The 17,953-nt window shown below is 29.3% G+C and carries 19 protein-coding genes; 15 read left to right on the forward strand and 4 right to left on the reverse strand.

Features of this window, described 5'->3' with window-relative positions; genetic code table 11:
* The first annotated feature begins 9 nt into the window (after positions 1 to 9).
* From B2P65_RS01405 to B2P65_RS01470, 14 genes are all read left to right on the forward strand, one after another.
* Complete coding sequence (locus tag B2P65_RS01405) at positions 10 to 198, forward strand: hypothetical protein (protein ID WP_035130112.1); 189 nt, start codon at positions 10 to 12, stop codon at positions 196 to 198.
* 36 nt (positions 199 to 234) lie between these two features.
* Positions 235 to 846, forward strand: coding sequence for a class I SAM-dependent methyltransferase (locus B2P65_RS01410; protein WP_346879481.1), 612 nt, complete (start codon positions 235 to 237; stop codon positions 844 to 846).
* A 522-nt stretch (positions 847 to 1,368) separates the two neighbouring features.
* Positions 1,369 to 2,715, forward strand: coding sequence for a hypothetical protein (locus B2P65_RS01415; protein ID WP_346847336.1), 1,347 nt, complete (start codon positions 1,369 to 1,371; stop codon positions 2,713 to 2,715).
* 199 nt (positions 2,716 to 2,914) lie between these two features.
* Positions 2,915 to 3,535 carry a TetR/AcrR family transcriptional regulator gene (locus tag B2P65_RS01420; protein ID WP_346847337.1) on the forward strand — a complete coding sequence of 207 codons (621 nt, stop codon included), beginning with the start codon at positions 2,915 to 2,917 and terminating at the stop codon, positions 3,533 to 3,535.
* Positions 3,536 to 3,540: 5 nt separating this feature from the next.
* Positions 3,541 to 4,779, forward strand: a complete 1,239-nt coding sequence (locus B2P65_RS01425; RefSeq protein WP_346879482.1) for a cation:proton antiporter — start codon at positions 3,541 to 3,543, stop codon at positions 4,777 to 4,779.
* A complete protein-coding gene (locus B2P65_RS01430) occupies positions 4,772 to 5,410 on the forward strand; it encodes a GNAT family N-acetyltransferase (RefSeq protein WP_346877256.1) in 639 nt (212 codons plus the stop codon). Before B2P65_RS01425 ends, B2P65_RS01430 begins: the two co-directional genes overlap by 8 nt.
* A 221-nt stretch (positions 5,411 to 5,631) precedes the next feature.
* Complete coding sequence (locus B2P65_RS01435) at positions 5,632 to 7,587, forward strand: translation factor GTPase family protein (RefSeq protein ID WP_346847340.1); 1,956 nt, start codon at positions 5,632 to 5,634, stop codon at positions 7,585 to 7,587.
* Positions 7,588 to 7,625: 38 nt separating this feature from the next.
* Positions 7,626 to 8,603, forward strand: coding sequence for a D-2-hydroxyacid dehydrogenase (locus B2P65_RS01440; protein WP_346879483.1), 978 nt, complete (start codon positions 7,626 to 7,628; stop codon positions 8,601 to 8,603).
* 61 nt (positions 8,604 to 8,664) lie between these two features.
* Positions 8,665 to 9,861 (forward strand): alanyl-tRNA editing protein, encoded by a 1,197-nt coding sequence (locus tag B2P65_RS01445; protein WP_346879484.1) that lies wholly within the window; start codon positions 8,665 to 8,667, stop codon positions 9,859 to 9,861.
* A gap of 151 nt (positions 9,862 to 10,012) precedes the next feature.
* On the forward strand, positions 10,013 to 10,465 hold the full coding sequence (locus B2P65_RS01450; protein ID WP_346847432.1) for a L,D-transpeptidase: 453 nt from the start codon (positions 10,013 to 10,015) through the stop codon (positions 10,463 to 10,465).
* A gap of 545 nt (positions 10,466 to 11,010) precedes the next feature.
* The gene (locus B2P65_RS01455; protein ID WP_346847343.1) at positions 11,011 to 11,724 is read left to right on the forward strand and encodes an ABC transporter ATP-binding protein; all 714 of its coding nucleotides are present in this window, start codon (positions 11,011 to 11,013) and stop codon (positions 11,722 to 11,724) included.
* Entirely contained in the window at positions 11,717 to 13,363 is a 1,647-nt protein-coding gene (locus B2P65_RS01460) for an ABC transporter permease (RefSeq protein ID WP_346847344.1), read from the forward strand. Before B2P65_RS01455 ends, B2P65_RS01460 begins: the two co-directional genes overlap by 8 nt.
* A 15-nt stretch (positions 13,364 to 13,378) precedes the next feature.
* Complete coding sequence (locus B2P65_RS01465) at positions 13,379 to 13,765, forward strand: GntR family transcriptional regulator (RefSeq protein ID WP_346847345.1); 387 nt, start codon at positions 13,379 to 13,381, stop codon at positions 13,763 to 13,765.
* A 1-nt stretch (position 13,766) separates the two neighbouring features.
* Positions 13,767 to 14,897 (forward strand): DUF5808 domain-containing protein, encoded by a 1,131-nt coding sequence (locus tag B2P65_RS01470; protein WP_346847346.1) that lies wholly within the window; start codon positions 13,767 to 13,769, stop codon positions 14,895 to 14,897.
* 125 nt (positions 14,898 to 15,022) lie between these two features.
* On the opposite strand, the gene B2P65_RS01475 is transcribed toward B2P65_RS01470, so the two are convergent.
* A complete protein-coding gene (locus B2P65_RS01475) occupies positions 15,023 to 15,505 on the reverse strand; it encodes a permease (RefSeq protein WP_414632302.1) in 483 nt (160 codons plus the stop codon).
* 53 nt (positions 15,506 to 15,558) lie between these two features.
* A complete protein-coding gene (locus B2P65_RS01480; RefSeq protein ID WP_346847348.1) occupies positions 15,559 to 16,044 on the reverse strand; it encodes a permease in 486 nt (161 codons plus the stop codon).
* Positions 16,045 to 16,191: 147 nt separating this feature from the next.
* Between B2P65_RS01480 and B2P65_RS01485 the strand changes: the two genes are divergently transcribed.
* Positions 16,192 to 16,806 (forward strand): DUF488 domain-containing protein, encoded by a 615-nt coding sequence (locus tag B2P65_RS01485; RefSeq protein WP_346879485.1) that lies wholly within the window; start codon positions 16,192 to 16,194, stop codon positions 16,804 to 16,806.
* 107 nt (positions 16,807 to 16,913) lie between these two features.
* Here B2P65_RS01485 and B2P65_RS01490 read toward each other — a convergent pair whose 3' ends face one another.
* Complete coding sequence (locus tag B2P65_RS01490) at positions 16,914 to 17,381, reverse strand: DMT family transporter (RefSeq protein WP_346847350.1); 468 nt, start codon at positions 17,379 to 17,381, stop codon at positions 16,914 to 16,916.
* A 58-nt stretch (positions 17,382 to 17,439) separates the two neighbouring features.
* Positions 17,440 to 17,865 (reverse strand): DMT family transporter, encoded by a 426-nt coding sequence (locus B2P65_RS01495; RefSeq protein WP_346847351.1) that lies wholly within the window; start codon positions 17,863 to 17,865, stop codon positions 17,440 to 17,442.
* Positions 17,866 to 17,953: the final 88 nt, after the last annotated feature.

Raw genomic sequence — 17,953 nt, forward strand, 5'->3', positions numbered from 1 at the left:
ATAGTTAAAATGAAGGATATTAAATCAATATTCTATTGGATAATAGGATTTTTACTTGCGGATGGCTTTAGATATTTACTTAGGGATGTAGATATTCCAGAGATTTTTAAATGGGCATTAGGAATAGTTATAATTCTTGGAGGCTATATCCTTATAAATAAATTATTTATAAAAGATAGAAGCAAAGAAGAAATATAAACTAAAGGAAAAAATTTATTTTAAGGGGATGAAGATATGCACTTTGATGAGGAGTCAAAAAAATGGGATACAGAATGTAGGGTTCAAAGAGCAAAGAAAATTAGTACTGAAATAGAAAACTATTTGGATAAAGATAACAGTTTAAGAGCCTTAGAATTTGGATGTGGTACAGGGCTTATATCAGAAAATTTAACTCATAGATTTTCTGATATATTGATGATGGATTTATCTGAAGGAATGATAGAACAGTTAAAATTAAAAATAGAAAAAAACAAAATAAAAAATATGAAAACTTGGTGTGGGGATTTATTTCAATTTAACGATAATAAAAAGTTTGATGTGATTTATACATCTATGGTTTTTCACCATATAGAAGATCTACTAAAGGTAATAAAGAAGCTATATGATTTGCTAAATAAAGAGGGCAAATTAATAGTTGTAGATCTATGTCCTGATAATGGTGGTTTCCATGATGAAGTACAGGATTTTAGTGGACATAATGGATTTAAGCTTACAGAAATGGAAGGCTTAATAGAAGAAGCTGGGCTTGAAGTCATAGGTTCAAAAATATTTTATTCAGGAATGAAGAAAAGTGAAGGTAAGGAGCAACCATATCAGTTATTTAGTATGTGTGGTATAAGAAAGTAAATATATGTTACGAAGTTTTCTCAATTATAGATTAGATTTTAGAGTATATGCAATATTTCTTTTCTGTTGAAACTACATTATTATTTATTGACTTAATTTCAAATATTTGCTATAGTGATTTTATCAAATATAGGAGGTACAACAATGAAATTGTGTAATTGCTAATTAATTTTCATAATTGAAAATTGATGAAAGAAAGAATAAAATGCCTAATCATTAGGTTTTTTTGTGTACTTCTTTTAAATTGGCAATTAAAAGACATACCTCTTATAGAACTAAAATTGTATTTATGTTTTATATAGACGTTAAGTTTATTAGGACAGGAGCTATAGTAATTGGAGATTGTATATATTTATTTTTATTGCATTAAATATATAGTTCTTATTAGATAAACTTATTTAAGTATAAAATTGATTACAGATTTTTAGGCTACAAGAAAGCAGTGCTTTTTTGTAGCCTTTTGTTTTATATTTAATAAATCAATGGTTAGGCCTCAAAACTTATTTTAAGGAGGCTATATCAATGGATAAAACATTGAAGTTTGCACATGAAGAAGATGTAATTTGTGCAATGGAGTTAGTTTATGAACATGAAATCAGAAATATGTTAATTTCAAATATATTTGGGTTAAATAAAGCCTTATCATTTATTAATTTTGCTTGTATTAATGATACTGATAATGTAATTACAATAGGCTCACATTTAGAGATTACCACATTACTAATATCATATATCTATGCACCACAAAAGTTAGTGACACAGATTTCAGATATAAGTTGTGGTATTGATAATGGAGTATTTAAAAATATCAATGAACTTTTATCAGGTTATAAATATACAGAAATTATTAGCTCTAATTTTGATATAGGACTTGTAGAATATGAGAAGGAATCTTTTGACGTAGCAATTTTGGGTTTTGCTAATTTAATTAATATCTCAGAAGAAGTACAGATAAACAGGTTTAGTCTTGAAACTGGAATAGAATATGAGATGTTTGAAAGGTTATTAGCAAAGTCCAGTAAGTTGTTAAAAAAAGATGGAAGATTAGTAGTACTTACGAAACCAGGATGGATATTAAAGTTATGGAGTTTAATTCATGACCTTGGTTTACAATTAGAATATGATAGCTATAGTCTATACGTTGATAGTAATAGACATCCTAATGGATTTATTTGGTTAAGGTTCATTAAAAGAGATATAAATTTTAATCTGGAATTGCATAAGAGGAATATACTATCTTTAATGCATGATAACAACATTGATAGACTGTATGCTCATAGGAATAATTTAATATTTCCATATGTGGAGCTCTCCTATAGTAATTCTGAAGCCTATGTTAAATTAAATCAGAATTTAGAGTATATGCAATATTTCTTTTCCGTTGAAACTACAGCAAATCTAGCGGAATTGTGTGAAGGATATACAGCATGTCTAGTTACTCCATCCGTAGCACAGTATGCATATAAGATAAATAAAAACATAGTCCTTTTTGAACGAGATAACAGATTTAGAGAAAATGGTGGTCTAAAATTTGTAAAATTTGATTTGAATATTGGTTTAACAAAATTTTTACAGAATAAATATTTAAAAAAATTTGATAGAGTTATATGTGATCCACCATTCGATATCAAATTGGATGTTTTAGCAAATGATATTGTTGAATTGTTAAAGCAAGATAGAAAAAGTGTTGCTTATATAATATTTCCTAATAACAGAAAGAGTAGTTTAATCAATGCTATGAAGGTTAGAGGGTTATTATTAGAAGAGGAAACTCAAAAAATAAGTATAGAGTATTCTAGGCCACCTAAGATAGTTAGGGTTAATGGTAAAGATGCCATTCAATTATATAAGTTTATTTATGTAATTTAAAACATTTTTATGGAAGATGGAGCAGTTAAGGTTAAAAATAGATAAGAATAAATGTCTATTAATAATTATCAGTAAATTTAAACTTAAAATTTAATTGAAGGTCTTTAAAAAATTTAATAATTTATATTATTGACCACGTGGTTTGTTTTTGATAATATATAATAGACCGTGTGGTCAATATTTATATTTGGAGGGTATTATGAATCAAAAAGAGAAAAGTCAGATAAGTAAAGATAAAATATTAAATGCTGCCATAGCGGAGTTTGGAACAAAGACATATGAAAATGCTTCGCTGAATAATATATGCAACGATAACAAAATTTCAAAGGGACTTATCTATCACTATTTTAAAAATAAAGATGAGTTATTTTTAAAATGTGTTAAGGTTTGCTTTGATGAGCTTGTAGATTATCTTAGTAAAGAAGAATTTGACCAATTGGATTTTCAGAAGTACATGCAAAATTATTTTGATTTAAGGTATCGTTTTTTTAAAGAGAATAATTATTACAGTCATATATTCTTTCATGCAATTTTACAACCACCTGTACATTTGAAAGAACAAATCAAAGACTTAAGAGCTAATTTTGACACACTTAATATAAGTCACTATCGCATGGCCTTAAGTAATGTAACACTACGAGATAATATTACAGAAGAAGAAGCAATGGAATACTTCTTTGTTTTTCAAGAAATGTTCAATGGTTATTTTCAAAGTAAAGCTTATGAAAATCTGGACTTTAATTCACTAATAGAAATGCACGAACTGAAACTGTCAAAAATACTAAATATTATGCTTTATGGTATTTCAAAGGAGGAGTAGAAATAATGATATTATTAATTTTAAGGATTTTAGTGGCAATTGCAATTGCTTTTATTGTAGGTAAGCTTGTTTCAAAGATAAAGTTGCCTGCTATTCTAGGATGGTTACTTACAGGTATGATACTTGGACCACATGCATTTGGAGTTGTAAATGATGCAGTTTTAAATGTTCATTGGTATGAACCAATTATGCATATTTTAGAATGTGTAGTGGGACTTTTAATAGGCACGGAGCTTGTTTGGAAGAAAATTAAAAAATCGGGCAAGCAAATTATCATAACAACATTAACCCAATCATTAGGAACATTTTTTGTTGTGAGCTTGGTATTTGGGGTTGTATTTTATTTTGTAGGATTTCCTATTTATATTGCATTTATATTTGGAGGTATTGCTCTTGCAACTGCACCAGCACCAGCACTTTCTATTGTGCGTGAGTTTAAAACAGACGGACCTGTAACTAAAACATTAATTCCTATGGCAGCCCTTGACGATATGGTAGGAGTAATTGTATTTTTTTCAACTATTTCTATTATATCTGCCAATCTATCTGAGCAAAAACTACCGGCTTATATGATATTACTTGTAGTTTTATTACCAATTATTATTGGGATTGTTGTAGGATTGCTTGCAGGAGTTGTACTGAAAAGAGAACGTTCAACAAAAGTAACTGTATTGCTACTGAGTGCAACCATACTAATATCAGCAGGTGTTGGTTTTATATTTAATGATTTAGTTTTACCAAAGCCTGTACTTAACTTTATGCTTATTGGTATGGCTTTCTCAGCAACGTTTTCTAATATGATTTCAGAAGAACGTCTAGAGCGGATTATGAACTCATTTAATCCTATTCTTGGTATTTCTATGATTGTAGTTATCTTAAATCTGGGAACACCGCTTGACTATCATCTGATTTTAGGTGCCGGACTATTTACTGCAATTTATATCATCTCAAGAGCTGTAGGTAAATATGGTGGAGCATTATTCGGAGCTGTTATAACAGATTCACCAGAAACCGTAAAAAAATATTTAGGACTCACATTGCTTCCTCATTCAGGTGTATCTCTCGTATTTACAGGTATAGCTGTTTCTGTTCTATCAGGACCAGCACCAGAATACGCTAAGGTCATCCAAGGAACAATTGCGGCGGCAGCGGTTATTAACGAGGTTATCGCAGTTATAGCATCTAAAAAGGCTTTTGAGTGGGCAGGAGAATTTAATAAAAAAGAGGAAATTAGCAATGAATGAGATAATATATAGAGAAATCAAAAAAGATGATTATGAAACCGTTAAATCTATAATAAATGAGAGTTTTGGACTTTATAGGTATATTGATAATGAAAAGGTATTAAAAAATCTTTTAAAATTATACTTACAAAGCTGTTTAGCAGAGAAAACCTTTAGCTGTGTTGCAGAAAAAGACGGAAATATTGTTGGTGTGATTTTAGGAAAGTCTAAAAATGATTATAAAATATTGACTCATTTAAAAAATATTTTAGGAGTAGTATTGTATAATTCAATAACGACATTAAAAGCTATACAATATAAAAGTAATATAAGTGATTATAGAAATATGCATCACATTTATCATAAGCTTCTTGCTGGTAGAGAGGCGGAGTTTGATGGAGTATTGACACTATTTGCCGTTACAGAAGACTGTAGAGGATTGGGTGTAGGTAAGAAACTACTTTCAAATCTTTGTGATTATTTACGAAATCACAACACAAAACATATTTATTTATACACAGACTCAACCTGTAATTATGGTTTTTATGATAGTCAAGGGTTTGAACGTTTAGCTGAAAAAAGTTTTGAAACAACCTGTGAGAGTAAACTTGTTACAATGAATGTTTTTTTATATGGATACAAAGTTGAATAAATAAATTAAGCCACTTAATATGAAGAAATTCAAATTGAGTGGTTTTTTGTAATAGGGATTTTAATTATTATAACAATATTAGATTGTTATAATATATCTACTAGTAAAAAGTTATTTATATAAATAAAGTTTTAGGGGAAGTTGCATTTATAACTGAAACATAAAAGAATATTGTGGTAAAATAAATCTAATGATATTGTACAATAAAGGGGAAGTTTATAGTGAAAAAAACCATAGGAATTTTTGCTCATGTTGATGCAGGTAAAACTACATTTTCTGAGCAATTACTTTATCATACAAAGAGTATAAAAACTAGAGGAAGAGTTGACCACAAAGAAGCTTTTCTAGATAGTCATAATATAGAAAGAGAAAGGGGTATTACAGTTTTTTCTGATATTGGAATTTTTAATTATGAAGATTCAGAATATTATTTAATAGATACTCCAGGACATATAGATTTTTCGCCAGAGATGGAGAGAGCTATGGGGGTTCTAGATTATGCTATCCTTTTAATAAGTGCAGTAGAGGGAGTGCAAGGTCACACAGAGACAGTATGGCAGCTACTAAGAAAAAATAATATACCTACTTTTATATTTATAAATAAAACAGATAGAGAAGGTGCTGACTTACAAAAGGTTATCCATGAGATAAGAAATAACTTAAGTAGTGAAGTTTGTTTAGTTGAAGAAGATTTATATAATTTAAGTAATGAAAATATAGAATTTATAGCTGAAAGAAATGAGGAATTACTGGAAACCTATCTAGGTAAAGGCTATGACAACTACTTATGGGTAGATAAATTAAAGGAGCTTATTAAGTCAGAAAAAATATTTATAGTTTTAAAAGGGTCAGCTTTATTAGATGAAGGTGTAAAAGAGTTTTTAGAGAACTTTAATAGTCTTAGTTATACTAACTATGAAGAGATAAAAGATAATAAATGCTTCAAAGGTAGAGTATTCAAGATTAAATATGATGAAAAAGGTAATAGAATTACCTTTATAAAAGCATTACAGGGTGAGTTAAAGGTAAAGGATGAAATTATATATAGTACAAATGGAGAAGAGATAAGAGAAAAAATAAATGAAATTAGAAGTTATAATGGAAATAAATTTGAGAGTAAAGATAAAATTGTTTCAGGTGAAATTTTTGGAATTATAGGCATAAGCTCTTTAAGAGCTGGTATGGGCATAGGAGTTTTAGATTTAAATGAGTTTTTTATGATTCCAACCTTAAGAGCAAAGGTAGAGTTTGATAAAAGTATAAACCCTAGAGAAGTGTTAGGATGCTTTAAAATTTTAGAAAGTGAAGAAAATAGTCTGAATGTAGTGTGGAGCGAGGAGTTACAAGAGCTTCATATTAGTATAATGGGAAAAATACAACTAGAAGTCTTAAAGGAAATATTAAAAGATAGATTTAACTTATTAGTGGATTTTGGAACCCCAGAAATATTATATAAGGAAACCATGGAAGGGGAAGTGGACGGCTTTGGACATTTTGAGCCTCTTCGTCACTATGCAGAGGTTTATTTAAAGTTAAAAGAAGGGCCTAGAGGATCAGGGATTACTTTTAAAAATAAATGTCACAGTGATTTTTTAACTACAGGAAATCAAAATCTTATAAGAACTCACATATTTGAAAGAGATCACAAGGGAATACTTACAGGAAGTACAATTACAGATATAGAAATAACCCTTATGAATGGAAGAGCACATTTAAAGCATACTGAAGGTGGAGATTTTAGAGAAGCAACTAAAAGAGCCCTTAGACAAGGATTAGAAAGTGCTAAAAATCTATTACTAGAACCCTATTACAAATTTAAAATAGATGTAGAGATAAACTTAATGGGTAGAGTTATCAGTGATATTCAAAAAATGAGTGGTAGCATTAATGAGCCTAAAAGTTATGGAGAAAGAGTTATAATTGAAGGAAGAGGTCCTGTAGCTACCTTTATGAATTATGCTTTGGACTTTCAAGCATTCACAAAGGGTAAGGGCAGCTTAAGTCTAGTATTTCATGGGTATGATATATGTCATAATCCAGAAGAGGTTATAGAAGCTAAAAGCTATAACAAGGACGTAGATCCTGAATACACATCATCTTCAATTTTTTGTGCTAAGGGTGTAGGTTATGCAGTTCCTTGGTATGAAGTTAAGGAACATATTCATTGTCTTAAATAAATATTATTAGAAATTTAATATATTAGGAGTGATTAATTATGGAAAAAGAAATTAATGTAGTTGTGTTAATGCCTATGGACGATAGCCATAAAATTGATTTAATGTCAGTGGCACCTAGATCTAATTTTATATTTACTTCAGCTAAAGAGATAAATAGGGAGACTCTTCAAGATGCTCACATAATTATAGGTAATCCTCCATTAGATATGGTTAAAGGATGTAAAAACTTAAAGTGGTTACAACTTGATAGTGCAGGAGCTGATTTATTTGTAAAAGAAGGGGTGCTTCCAAGGGGAGTAAAACTAACTAATTCAACTGGAGCCTATGGACTCGCTATATCAGAACATATGATAGGTGTACTACTTTCTATATATAAAAAGTTATACCTTTATAGGGATAATCAAAATAATAGTCTTTGGAAGAATGAGGGTGAAGTTAAATCTATTTGTGAATGTACTGCTTTAGTTATTGGACTTGGTGATATTGGAGGAGACTTTGCCAAGAGAATAAAAGCTCTAGGTGGATATACTATAGGAGTAAGAAGAAGTGATACTAATAAACCTGAATATTTAGATGAATTATATCTTATGGATAAGGTTGATGAGTTATTGCCTAAAGCAGATGTGGTAGCATTAAGTTTACCAGAAACTAAGGAAACCTATAAATTATTCTCTAAAGATAAAATTTCTAAGATGAAAAAGGATTCTGTACTTATAAATGTAGGTAGAGGTACAGCTATAGATACTGAAGCACTTTGTGATGCTTTAGAAAGTGGGAAACTTTTAGGAGCAGCTTTAGATGTGACAGACCCTGAGCCATTGCCAAAGGATCATAGGATTTGGGGAATAAAAAATGCAATAATTACACCTCATGTTTCTGGAAATTATAATCTAAAGGAAACCCACCATCGTATAGTTAAAATTGCTGTTAATAATTTAGAACGCTTTATAAAGGGAGAGGAACTCAGGAATGTAGTTAACTTATCTACAGGATATAGAGATTTAAAGACAAAGTAATATTTAAATTAAGGCTAAAGTTAGAACTTTAGTTATACATTGGTTAAAGGAGAGAGATACAATGGAGAAGCTTTATTATAAAGATCAATATATTAAAGAATTTGTAGCTGAATTAGAGAAGGTAGAAGAGAAAGATGGGAAGTTTCATGTGGTTTTAGATAAAACAGCTTTTTTCCCAGGAGGTGGAGGTCAATTTTGTGATCTAGGATTTATAGAAAATGAACCAGTAATAGATGTTTACGAAGAAGAAGGAATTATATATCATGTTCTTAATAAAAAGCCTATAAAGCTTCATAAATTAAAGTGCTCTATAGATTGGGAAAGAAGAAGGGATGGCATGGATCAACACCTCGGACAGCACGTTTTATCAGGGTGTTTTTATAAAATATTTAATGCAAATACAGTGGGTTTTCATATGGGAAGAGAAATATGTACTGTAGATATAGAGGGAATATTAGAAGAAGAAAAGATAAGAGAAGCTGAAAAGGCTGCAAATCTAATTATAGGAGATGATCTTCAAGTAGAATTTTTAGTGCCAGATAAAAAAGAGTTAAAGAAGATGGGATTAAGAAGAGCATTACCTAATACTAATGAAGAAATAAGAGTTGTTAAGATTTCAGATTTAGATATTAATGCATGTTGTGGAGTACATCCAAAGTCAACCTTAGAACTAAGAATGATTAAGGTAAGAAGATGGGAAAAACATAAAGGAGCAACGAGAATAGAATATGTAGCAGGGAAAAGAGCAATAGAAGATTCCTTTAGAAAAGATAAATTTACTACAAGGGTATGTAGATATTTAAATGCCAGTGAAGATGAGGCTATAAATGGCATAAAAAATATGAACGAAAATCTTAAAGCTGCTCTAGATAAAAATAAAAAGCTAAGTGAAGAAGTGGCTGCTTATGAAGTAAAGGACATGGTTGAAAAAGGGGAGAAAGTAGAAAATATAACTATAGTTAAAAAAGTTTATGATAATAAAGATATTAAATATGTAAATAAGGTAACTTCAAAGATTATTGAAAATAACAATACTATAGCATTAATGGCAATTAAAAATGGAGAAAGAGCAAACCTTATCTTTGCAGCATCAAAGGATTTTAAAGGAATATCTATGAATGAACTATTAAAAGATGCAATCACTTTAATTGATGGTAAAGGTGGAGGAAGTAGTCATCAAGCTCAAGGTGGTGGAAAGAATAATAACAACTTAGAGGGAGCTTTAGATTATGCTATAAATAAGATAAAAGGTAAATAGTATAAAATAGAAATTAGAATTAATGTTAATTCGCATTGGCATTTTATAATTGAGTACATAATATATGATTATATAGTATTATGGTGGAGTAATTATGAAATATGTAAAAGGTACATTAAGTTTAGTTAAATGTAAAGTAAACTCTATAAGAATGAGAATACAGGGGGTATATAGGAGTGACTATAATACAACAGCTACACAACTAGTAAATTCAAAAGAATTGAAAAGTGATACTGAATATTTAATATATGTAGAGCTTAATAAATTTAGGACTAATGTATTTAAAAAGAAGGGTAATCAGTGGTCTTTAGTAAAGTCTTATATATGTTCAATAGGAAAATCATCTACACCAACTATAAAAGGTACCTTTAAGGTCGGTATAAAAGGACCATACTTTGGAGTAGAGCATGGTTATAAATGCTATTATTATACACAAATCAAGGGAAATTACCTTTTTCATTCTATAATATATAATTTAAATGGAACAGTGAGAGATGGAAGATTAGGAATGAGGATTTCTGATGGATGTATAAGGCTTGCAAAGGAAAATGCAAAATGGATATATGATAATGTTCCAAAGGGAAGCACTATTTATATAGAATAGGTTAGGCATCTTCAAAAAATAAATAAGTCAGAATGATCGTCTATTTTATATTATCTGATGACTACCCGATCTAATACTCACATCTACTTCAAAGTGAGAGACGCCCCTAGCTAACGATTTCCCCTAAAGGACAACGAATTCTAAGTATCGAAAATACTGATACTAGGAGTTCAGTTAATAAGCTTCAGTGGGAGTAAAAACCCCCTCTGAAGCAAAGAAATCTGTTTATACTGCGTCAACAGAATGCTTAGATAGTGCTACTATATGCGGAACTTATTTCCTTGTCTAACTCAAAATATACTGCGCATCTTTGACTTATTATTTATTTTTAGATGCCTTAATTAAAAGGGATTTTCACAAAATGAACTAAATCTTATATAAATGCGAAGCACTTTATAAAGATTAGCAATATTTTGTGAAAGTCCTTTTTTATTTAGAAAAACTATTAAAAGTAAGTTATGAAAAGATCTATTAGGCACTTGAATATTTGTTACATCTGTTATATATTATATATAACAGATATAACAAATAAGGTGGTATGTAAAATGTTAAAGATAAATAATTTTTCAAAGTCTTATAGTGGTAGTAAAAAAGCTGTAGATAGTATATCTCTTGAAGTGAAACCAGGAGATATATTTGGATTTATTGGTCATAATGGTGCTGGAAAAACTACTACCATTAAAGCTGCAGTAGGAATTTTAGATTTTGAAGAAGGAGAAATTTTAATAAATGGTAATTCTATAAAGACTAGTCCAATAGAGTGTAAGAAGGATATAGCATATATTCCGGATAACCCGGATTTATATGATTCATTAACAGGTATACAATATTTGAATTTCATAGGAGATATTTTTAAGGTATCAAAGGAAGAAAGGGAGACACTTATAAAAAAGTATAGTGAAGCCTTTGAACTTACAAAATCTCTAGGAGATCTAATTTCATCCTATTCTCATGGGATGAAGCAAAAGTTAGCCCTTATATCAGCACTTATTCATAAGCCTAAATTACTAATTCTAGATGAACCTTTTGTTGGACTTGATCCTAAAGCAGCACATATTTTAAAAGGATTCATGAGAGAATTATGTAATGAAGGGGGAGCTATATTTTTCTCTACCCACGTACTGGAAGTTGCTGAAAAATTATGTGATAAGATAGCTATCATTAAAGGTGGAAAGATAGTAGCTTCAGGAGACACCAATAAAGTTAAAGGTGATGGTAGTCTAGAAGAAATATTTATGGAGTTGATTGACAATGAGTAATTTAAAAGTTCTATTAAAAAATAACATTAGGAATACTTGGGGAATAAATAAATTCCTAAAGGAAGAATCAAAGAGTGAAAAAGTAAAAAACATATCCATATTTTTAGCAATACTACTAGGCATATTTTCTATAGGTATGTTAATTGTAATGTATTCCTTGGCTATAGTAGAGCAATTGGGTCAGTATGGATATTTAAGTCTTATTTTGATGAGTGCAATGCTTCTTAGTACTATGTTTTCATTGTTTACATCTGTATACAAGGCTCAGGGTGTTCTTTTTTCATCAAGGGATTTTGAAACCTTAATGAGTTTACCTATAAAACCAGGTATAATCTTAGCTAGTAAGATGATTGAATTATTATTATTGAATTATTTATTTGTAGCACTAGTAACAATTCCACCAGCTATAGTTTATTTTATGAAATCAGGTACAAGTATTATATTTTTTATTTATTTATTCATAGGAATAATTTTTATTCCGCTTATACCTATAGTTATGGCAGCTATTATAGCCTTTGCTCTTAGCTATGTATCTTCAAGAATGAAACGTAAAACTTTAATTTTAAATATAGGAACCTTGATAGTTGTAGTTGTAGTAATGATAGGTTCATTTAAAATGGATAAGATTATAAATATAGTTATAGAGAACAGTACATCTATAATCCAAGGGATAAAAACTATTTATCCACCTTCTTATTACTTTACGGATGCTTTAGCTAATTTAAGCTTATTATCTATGACAAAATTTATTTTATGGTCTATAATTCCTTTCATAATATTTTTAATAATCTTTGCTAGAAGCTTTAAGTCAATAAATTTAAGGTTAGGAGAAACTTTTAAAAGATCTAATTATAAATTAACATCCTTAAAAACAAATACTTTAAGGGGAGCCTTAATAAAGAAAGAATTTAAGAGATATTTTTCATCTTCTGTATATGTTACAAATACAATAATAGGTATAGTTTTAGTAACGGTAGCAGCTGTATCATCTCTAGTTATGGGAGGAGATTTTCTCATAGATCAGATGGCACAATCTAGTGATTCAGACCTTCAGGTACTAGCACCACTATTAAAACAGGTAATGCAATTTGCACCACTTATAATATTATCCTTTGGTATAGGATTAACTTGCACTACAGGTTCATCTATATCAATTGAAGGAAGAAATTTGTGGATTTTAAAATCATCTCCACTAGAAGTTAAAGATATATTCATTGGTAAGATAGGAGTTAATATTCTTTTACTAATACCAACTATAGTAGTGGATTCAATTATGTTTGCCATAGCCTTTAAGTTAACCCTAATAAATTTTATGTGGACTATATTAATTCCTACACTATTAGCTATTTTAGTATCAGTTGGGGGCCTTTTGATTAACTTGTTTTTCCCTAAGTTAGACTGGACTTCAGAAGTACAGGTTGTAAAGCAAAGTTTAAGTTCTATGATAAGTATTCTTATGGGAGCAGTGCTTGTAGTTGTAGTGATTTTTATAACTATTGGAATTAACAAGGTATTTGCGATTACAAATATAAATTTATATCTAGGGGTTATAGCATTACTACTAGTACTTTTGATATTATTAGTATGTACAATATTGAAAACTAAGGGAGAAAAGTTGTTTAATAAACTAAGGAGTTAAATAGGAGATGAGATTTTGATTTTAAAAATAGACTTTGACTCAGATATACCTATATATGTCCAGATAAAGAATCAGGTAGTTGAAGGTATAGCAAGAGGGGAACTAGAAGAAGGCGAAGAACTTCCATCCGTTAGAGGGTTAGCTGATGATATTGGAGTGAATATGCATACAGTTAATAAAGCATATTCACTTTTAAAGGATGAAGGTTATATTAAAATAGATAGAAGAAAAGGAGCTTTTGTATCTCTTAGCTTAAAAAGCTCTAATGAGGAGTTTAGAGAAAGTTTAAATTATGAACTAGAGTATTATATGGCTGAATGCTTTAATAGAGGCATAAGTAAAGAAGATATAAAGAGCTATATTGACGCTATTTTTAGTGGATTTAAGAAGGAGGATAGCTAATATGGATAAATGGTTATTCTTAGTATTTATGAATTTTATGTTATTATTTATATTTTTAACTAGTTTTTTTGTGAACAAAACATCTAATAGTGGCATTTTCTTTGGAGTGAGATTTCCTAAGGAATATCAAGAAGAAAAGGAGCTAAAAGATATAGAAAAATCTTATAGAATAATTATTTCAATCATATTTTTTATTATGCTTTTAGGAGTAAATATTTTATTCTTTAATCTTGATAACTATAGTGAAAATACTTTAGGATTTATAATGGCAATACTTATTATAGGTAGTTTAATAATAAGCTTTATAGTATATATTCCATATTATAAAAAGGTTAAAACCTTAAAAAAGCATAGAGACTGGACTTATACTAAAAGAAATGTAGTAGTGGTAGAGACTACTCTAAGAAAGCCTAAAAAGGATGAAAAGATAAAACCTATAGACTCAAAATGGTTTTTATTATTATTTATCTTTCCTTTAGTAAGTATTTTAGTAACTATGTATAGATATGATGCATTACCTAAGGTGATGGAGATTCCTTATACTAGCTTTGGGGTGTTTAAAAAGGAGACTTTAAGAGGTCATTTTATAATATATCAATTTCCAATTGTTCAAATTTTTTTAACAGCATTATTATATGGAATAAACAAAGTGATTATTAATTCTAAGGTGGATTTAAATAGTGGAAGTATTGAGAAGGCCATTATTCGAAAGAGGAAGTTTAAAAAAATAGGGTCAATATTAATGATGGTAATGATACTACAAATGCTTATTATGTTTTCGTTAATTCAAGCATCTATATTATTTAACTTTGATCCTATGATAATTAACTATGTATTTATGGTAATTTTCATGATAACTATGATTATATTTATCATTATTTTTATCAAAATTGGTCAAGGTGGAAGAAATATCGAAACAAAAGGTGAAAAAGATGAGTTATATAAAGATGATGATGATAAATGGATACTAGGAAGCATTTATTATAATAAAAATGATCCAGCTTGGATGGTAGAGAAAAGATTGGGTGTAGGTTGGACAGTAAACTTTGCTCATCCAAAGTCTTGGATAGCTGTGGGAGGACTTATAGTATTTATAATAAGTAATATAATTATGTCTATATTGCTTATTTGATTGTATTGTGTATAAAAATTAAATCAGAATTAAAGGAGTTACTAAAATGTTAGAACTAAGTTTAATTTCAGTATAATGAAATTAAAACCTTAGTTGACTTAGTAACTCCTTAATTTTTATACTTCTTAAGTATCATAACGTAAATATAGATTATCTATATCTTCTTTTTTCATAAGCCCTTCAACTAAATAACCCATTATGATGACTCCAGGTATATCAATTACTAATCTAGATAGGGTAAAGGCATAACCTATAGCGGAAATTTCGAAGAGTAATGTAGAAATTTTAGTAACACACCAAGCATTCATAAAAATAATAATATTACTAAATTTAACTCCTTTTTTTAAAAGCACTGCAGTAAAAGGAAATGCAGCATACATGGGGCCAGCAGCTATAGAGCCAATAAGAATAGCAATTAAAACACCAGTAAATCCGGAGTTCTTCCCCATATATTTCATTAATACTTCTTTTGGAACCCACACATCAATAAGGCCAAGAAGAATCATAATAGGTGGAAGTACAGATAACATCTGAATAAAGCTAGATTGAGCATTAATAAAGCTTTTAGTTCCTAAGTCCCAATTAAAGACGAATACTAAGATAAGTATTAATAAACTTAAAAGGAAAAAGGAATACCTTTTTAGAAAGTTAAGTAGTCTAATCAAAATAAAGTCACCACCTTTCCAATAAAGAAAGCTACTACAAAGGAAAAGACAAAGGCTATAAAATTTCTAAGAAAGGCAGCTTTTTTACCTATATATTTTGACTCTAAGCTATATGTCATGATACCAACCATGGTTAGAGTAGAAATTAAAGCTCCCACTTGTGGATAACCCGCTCCACTTTCAAGTAGTGTATTACCTAATGAAAAGGCTACAAAAGTTGGCATCATAGTTATGGAACCAGTAATAGAAGAAATAATAACTCCTAAAAACCCAGAATTAGAACCCATTAATTTTGATATGGTAGCTGCATCTACTATAGCAAGGAGAATTCCTACAGTGATAATGATACCTAAAAATTGAGGCATTATGTTTTCAAAGGATTTAAGGGAAATTTTTAGAGCCTTAATAGTTTTCTTCTTATCTTTGATTAAAGAAATAAGAAGTAGCACTAAAGCTAAAGTGTATAGAATAACACCTGTCATAACATCACTTCCAATAACTCTATAAAATCATATTATGCTCATAAATTTGTGAGGTTACATAATTATAGTATAATAAGTATTATCAAGGGTATGAAAAGAGAGGAGTGATGAATAATATAGATTATACTAATAAAGGAAGAAAAGATTATGAAAATATTTACAATAGGACATTCTAATTATACTGTAGAGAAGTTAATTCATATGCTAAGACATTATAACATTGACTGTGTAGTAGATATTAGAGGAACTCCTTATTCAAAGTATAATATTCAATTTGACAAGGAAACAATAAGGGAAACTTTGAAGAAGGAAGGCTTTATTTATATCTATATGGCTAAAGAGTTAGCTGCTAAGAGAGAAAATAGGATATCCTATTATGATGAAGGGTATTCAGATTTCGAGAAGGTAGTATATGAAGAGGATTTTATAAAAGGTATTCAAAGGCTAAAGGATGGCTGTGAAAAAGGATATAGAATAGCATTATTAGGTGCGATGCAAGATCCTATAAGATGTCATAGAAGCATCTTAGTGGGAAGAGCTTTAAGAGATCATGGATTCACTGTAGGACATATATTAGACGATTATTCTCTAGCTTCTCAGGAAGATATGGAAAGAAATCTATTAGATAAATATTTTAGTGATAGAGATCAAGTTACTATAGATACTATCCTTGGAACTGCACCTACAGAGAAAGAATTAATAGAAGAAGGATATCGATTAGCCAATAAAGAAATCGGATATCGGATTGAGCATTTAAAATAAAAGGATATCTATAAAATAATTCAAGTCCAGGCGTAAGTAATCTTTATTTTAATTACTTATACTTGGACTTATTATTATTGATGAATAATTTGAATGTATTCATTTGACTATGCTTTGAGAATTTCACTTTCATCACAAGTAGTGTCATTTTTATCTACTATAAGATTATAGGCCAACCCTATAAGAACTAAAATACCTCCAATAATTTTTCCTGTAGATGCTTTACCTAAGGTGATATAGTCAATTACTATACCCATAAATAATTGCCCAATAAATATAAAGAGAGTTAGATAAAAAGAAGATATTCTCGGAGTCATGTAATTTGAAATAACTATGGTTATAACTCCTAGGAGTCCTCCTAAATATGCTAAGAAGGGTATTGTGCTAAAGCTACTAAAGGTTGAAGGAAAGGTTTCTTTGCTGAATAAAAGAAATACTACTGAGAAAAACAGTCCAACTACATAGTTAAAAAAGGTTCCTTGAAATATACCGATTTTCTCTGCTAATTTAGAATTTATAGTTCTACCTATAACAATAGTTACACCAGCTAAAATAGAAATTATAATATATATCATTATTTATCTTTAATAAGGTTATAGAATAAATAATCTTATTAAAGTTCACCTCCTATCATTATTTAAAAATAGTCATAATTACGATACCTATAATCATAATTGATAAACCTATGAACTTCTTACCGTTAAATTTAATCTTTTTCATTCCAAGTAATCCATAGTTATCAATGATAATAGAAGAAATTGCTTGACCAAGTAATCCTAGAGAAATGCTTAAAGAAGCACCAAGAGCCATAAAACTTATATTACTAAAAAGCACTGTAAATACTCCAACGGCTCCAGCACTGTACCATAAAATAGGAATACCTTTTTGAATTTTTAATTTTGACTTAGTAGCAAATAATACAGTAATAATAGTAATTAAACCTACTATGTGAATGAGTACACTGGAAGAATAATTACCAATAGTCCCTGATAAGGTTCCATTAAACACAAGCATTACTGAAATTAATGCACCTATAAATATAGAAATAAAAATATTCATGACAATCCCCCTTTTAGTTACATATTGAATTTATCATAAAGCAGTTGAGAAGTATTATGACATATGTCATAGTTGTATTAAGAAAGTA

It is taken from the genome of Clostridium sp. UBA3061, from assembly GCF_002367465.1.
Lineage (GTDB): Bacteria > Bacillota > Clostridia > Clostridiales > Clostridiaceae > Clostridium_J > Clostridium_J sulfidigenes.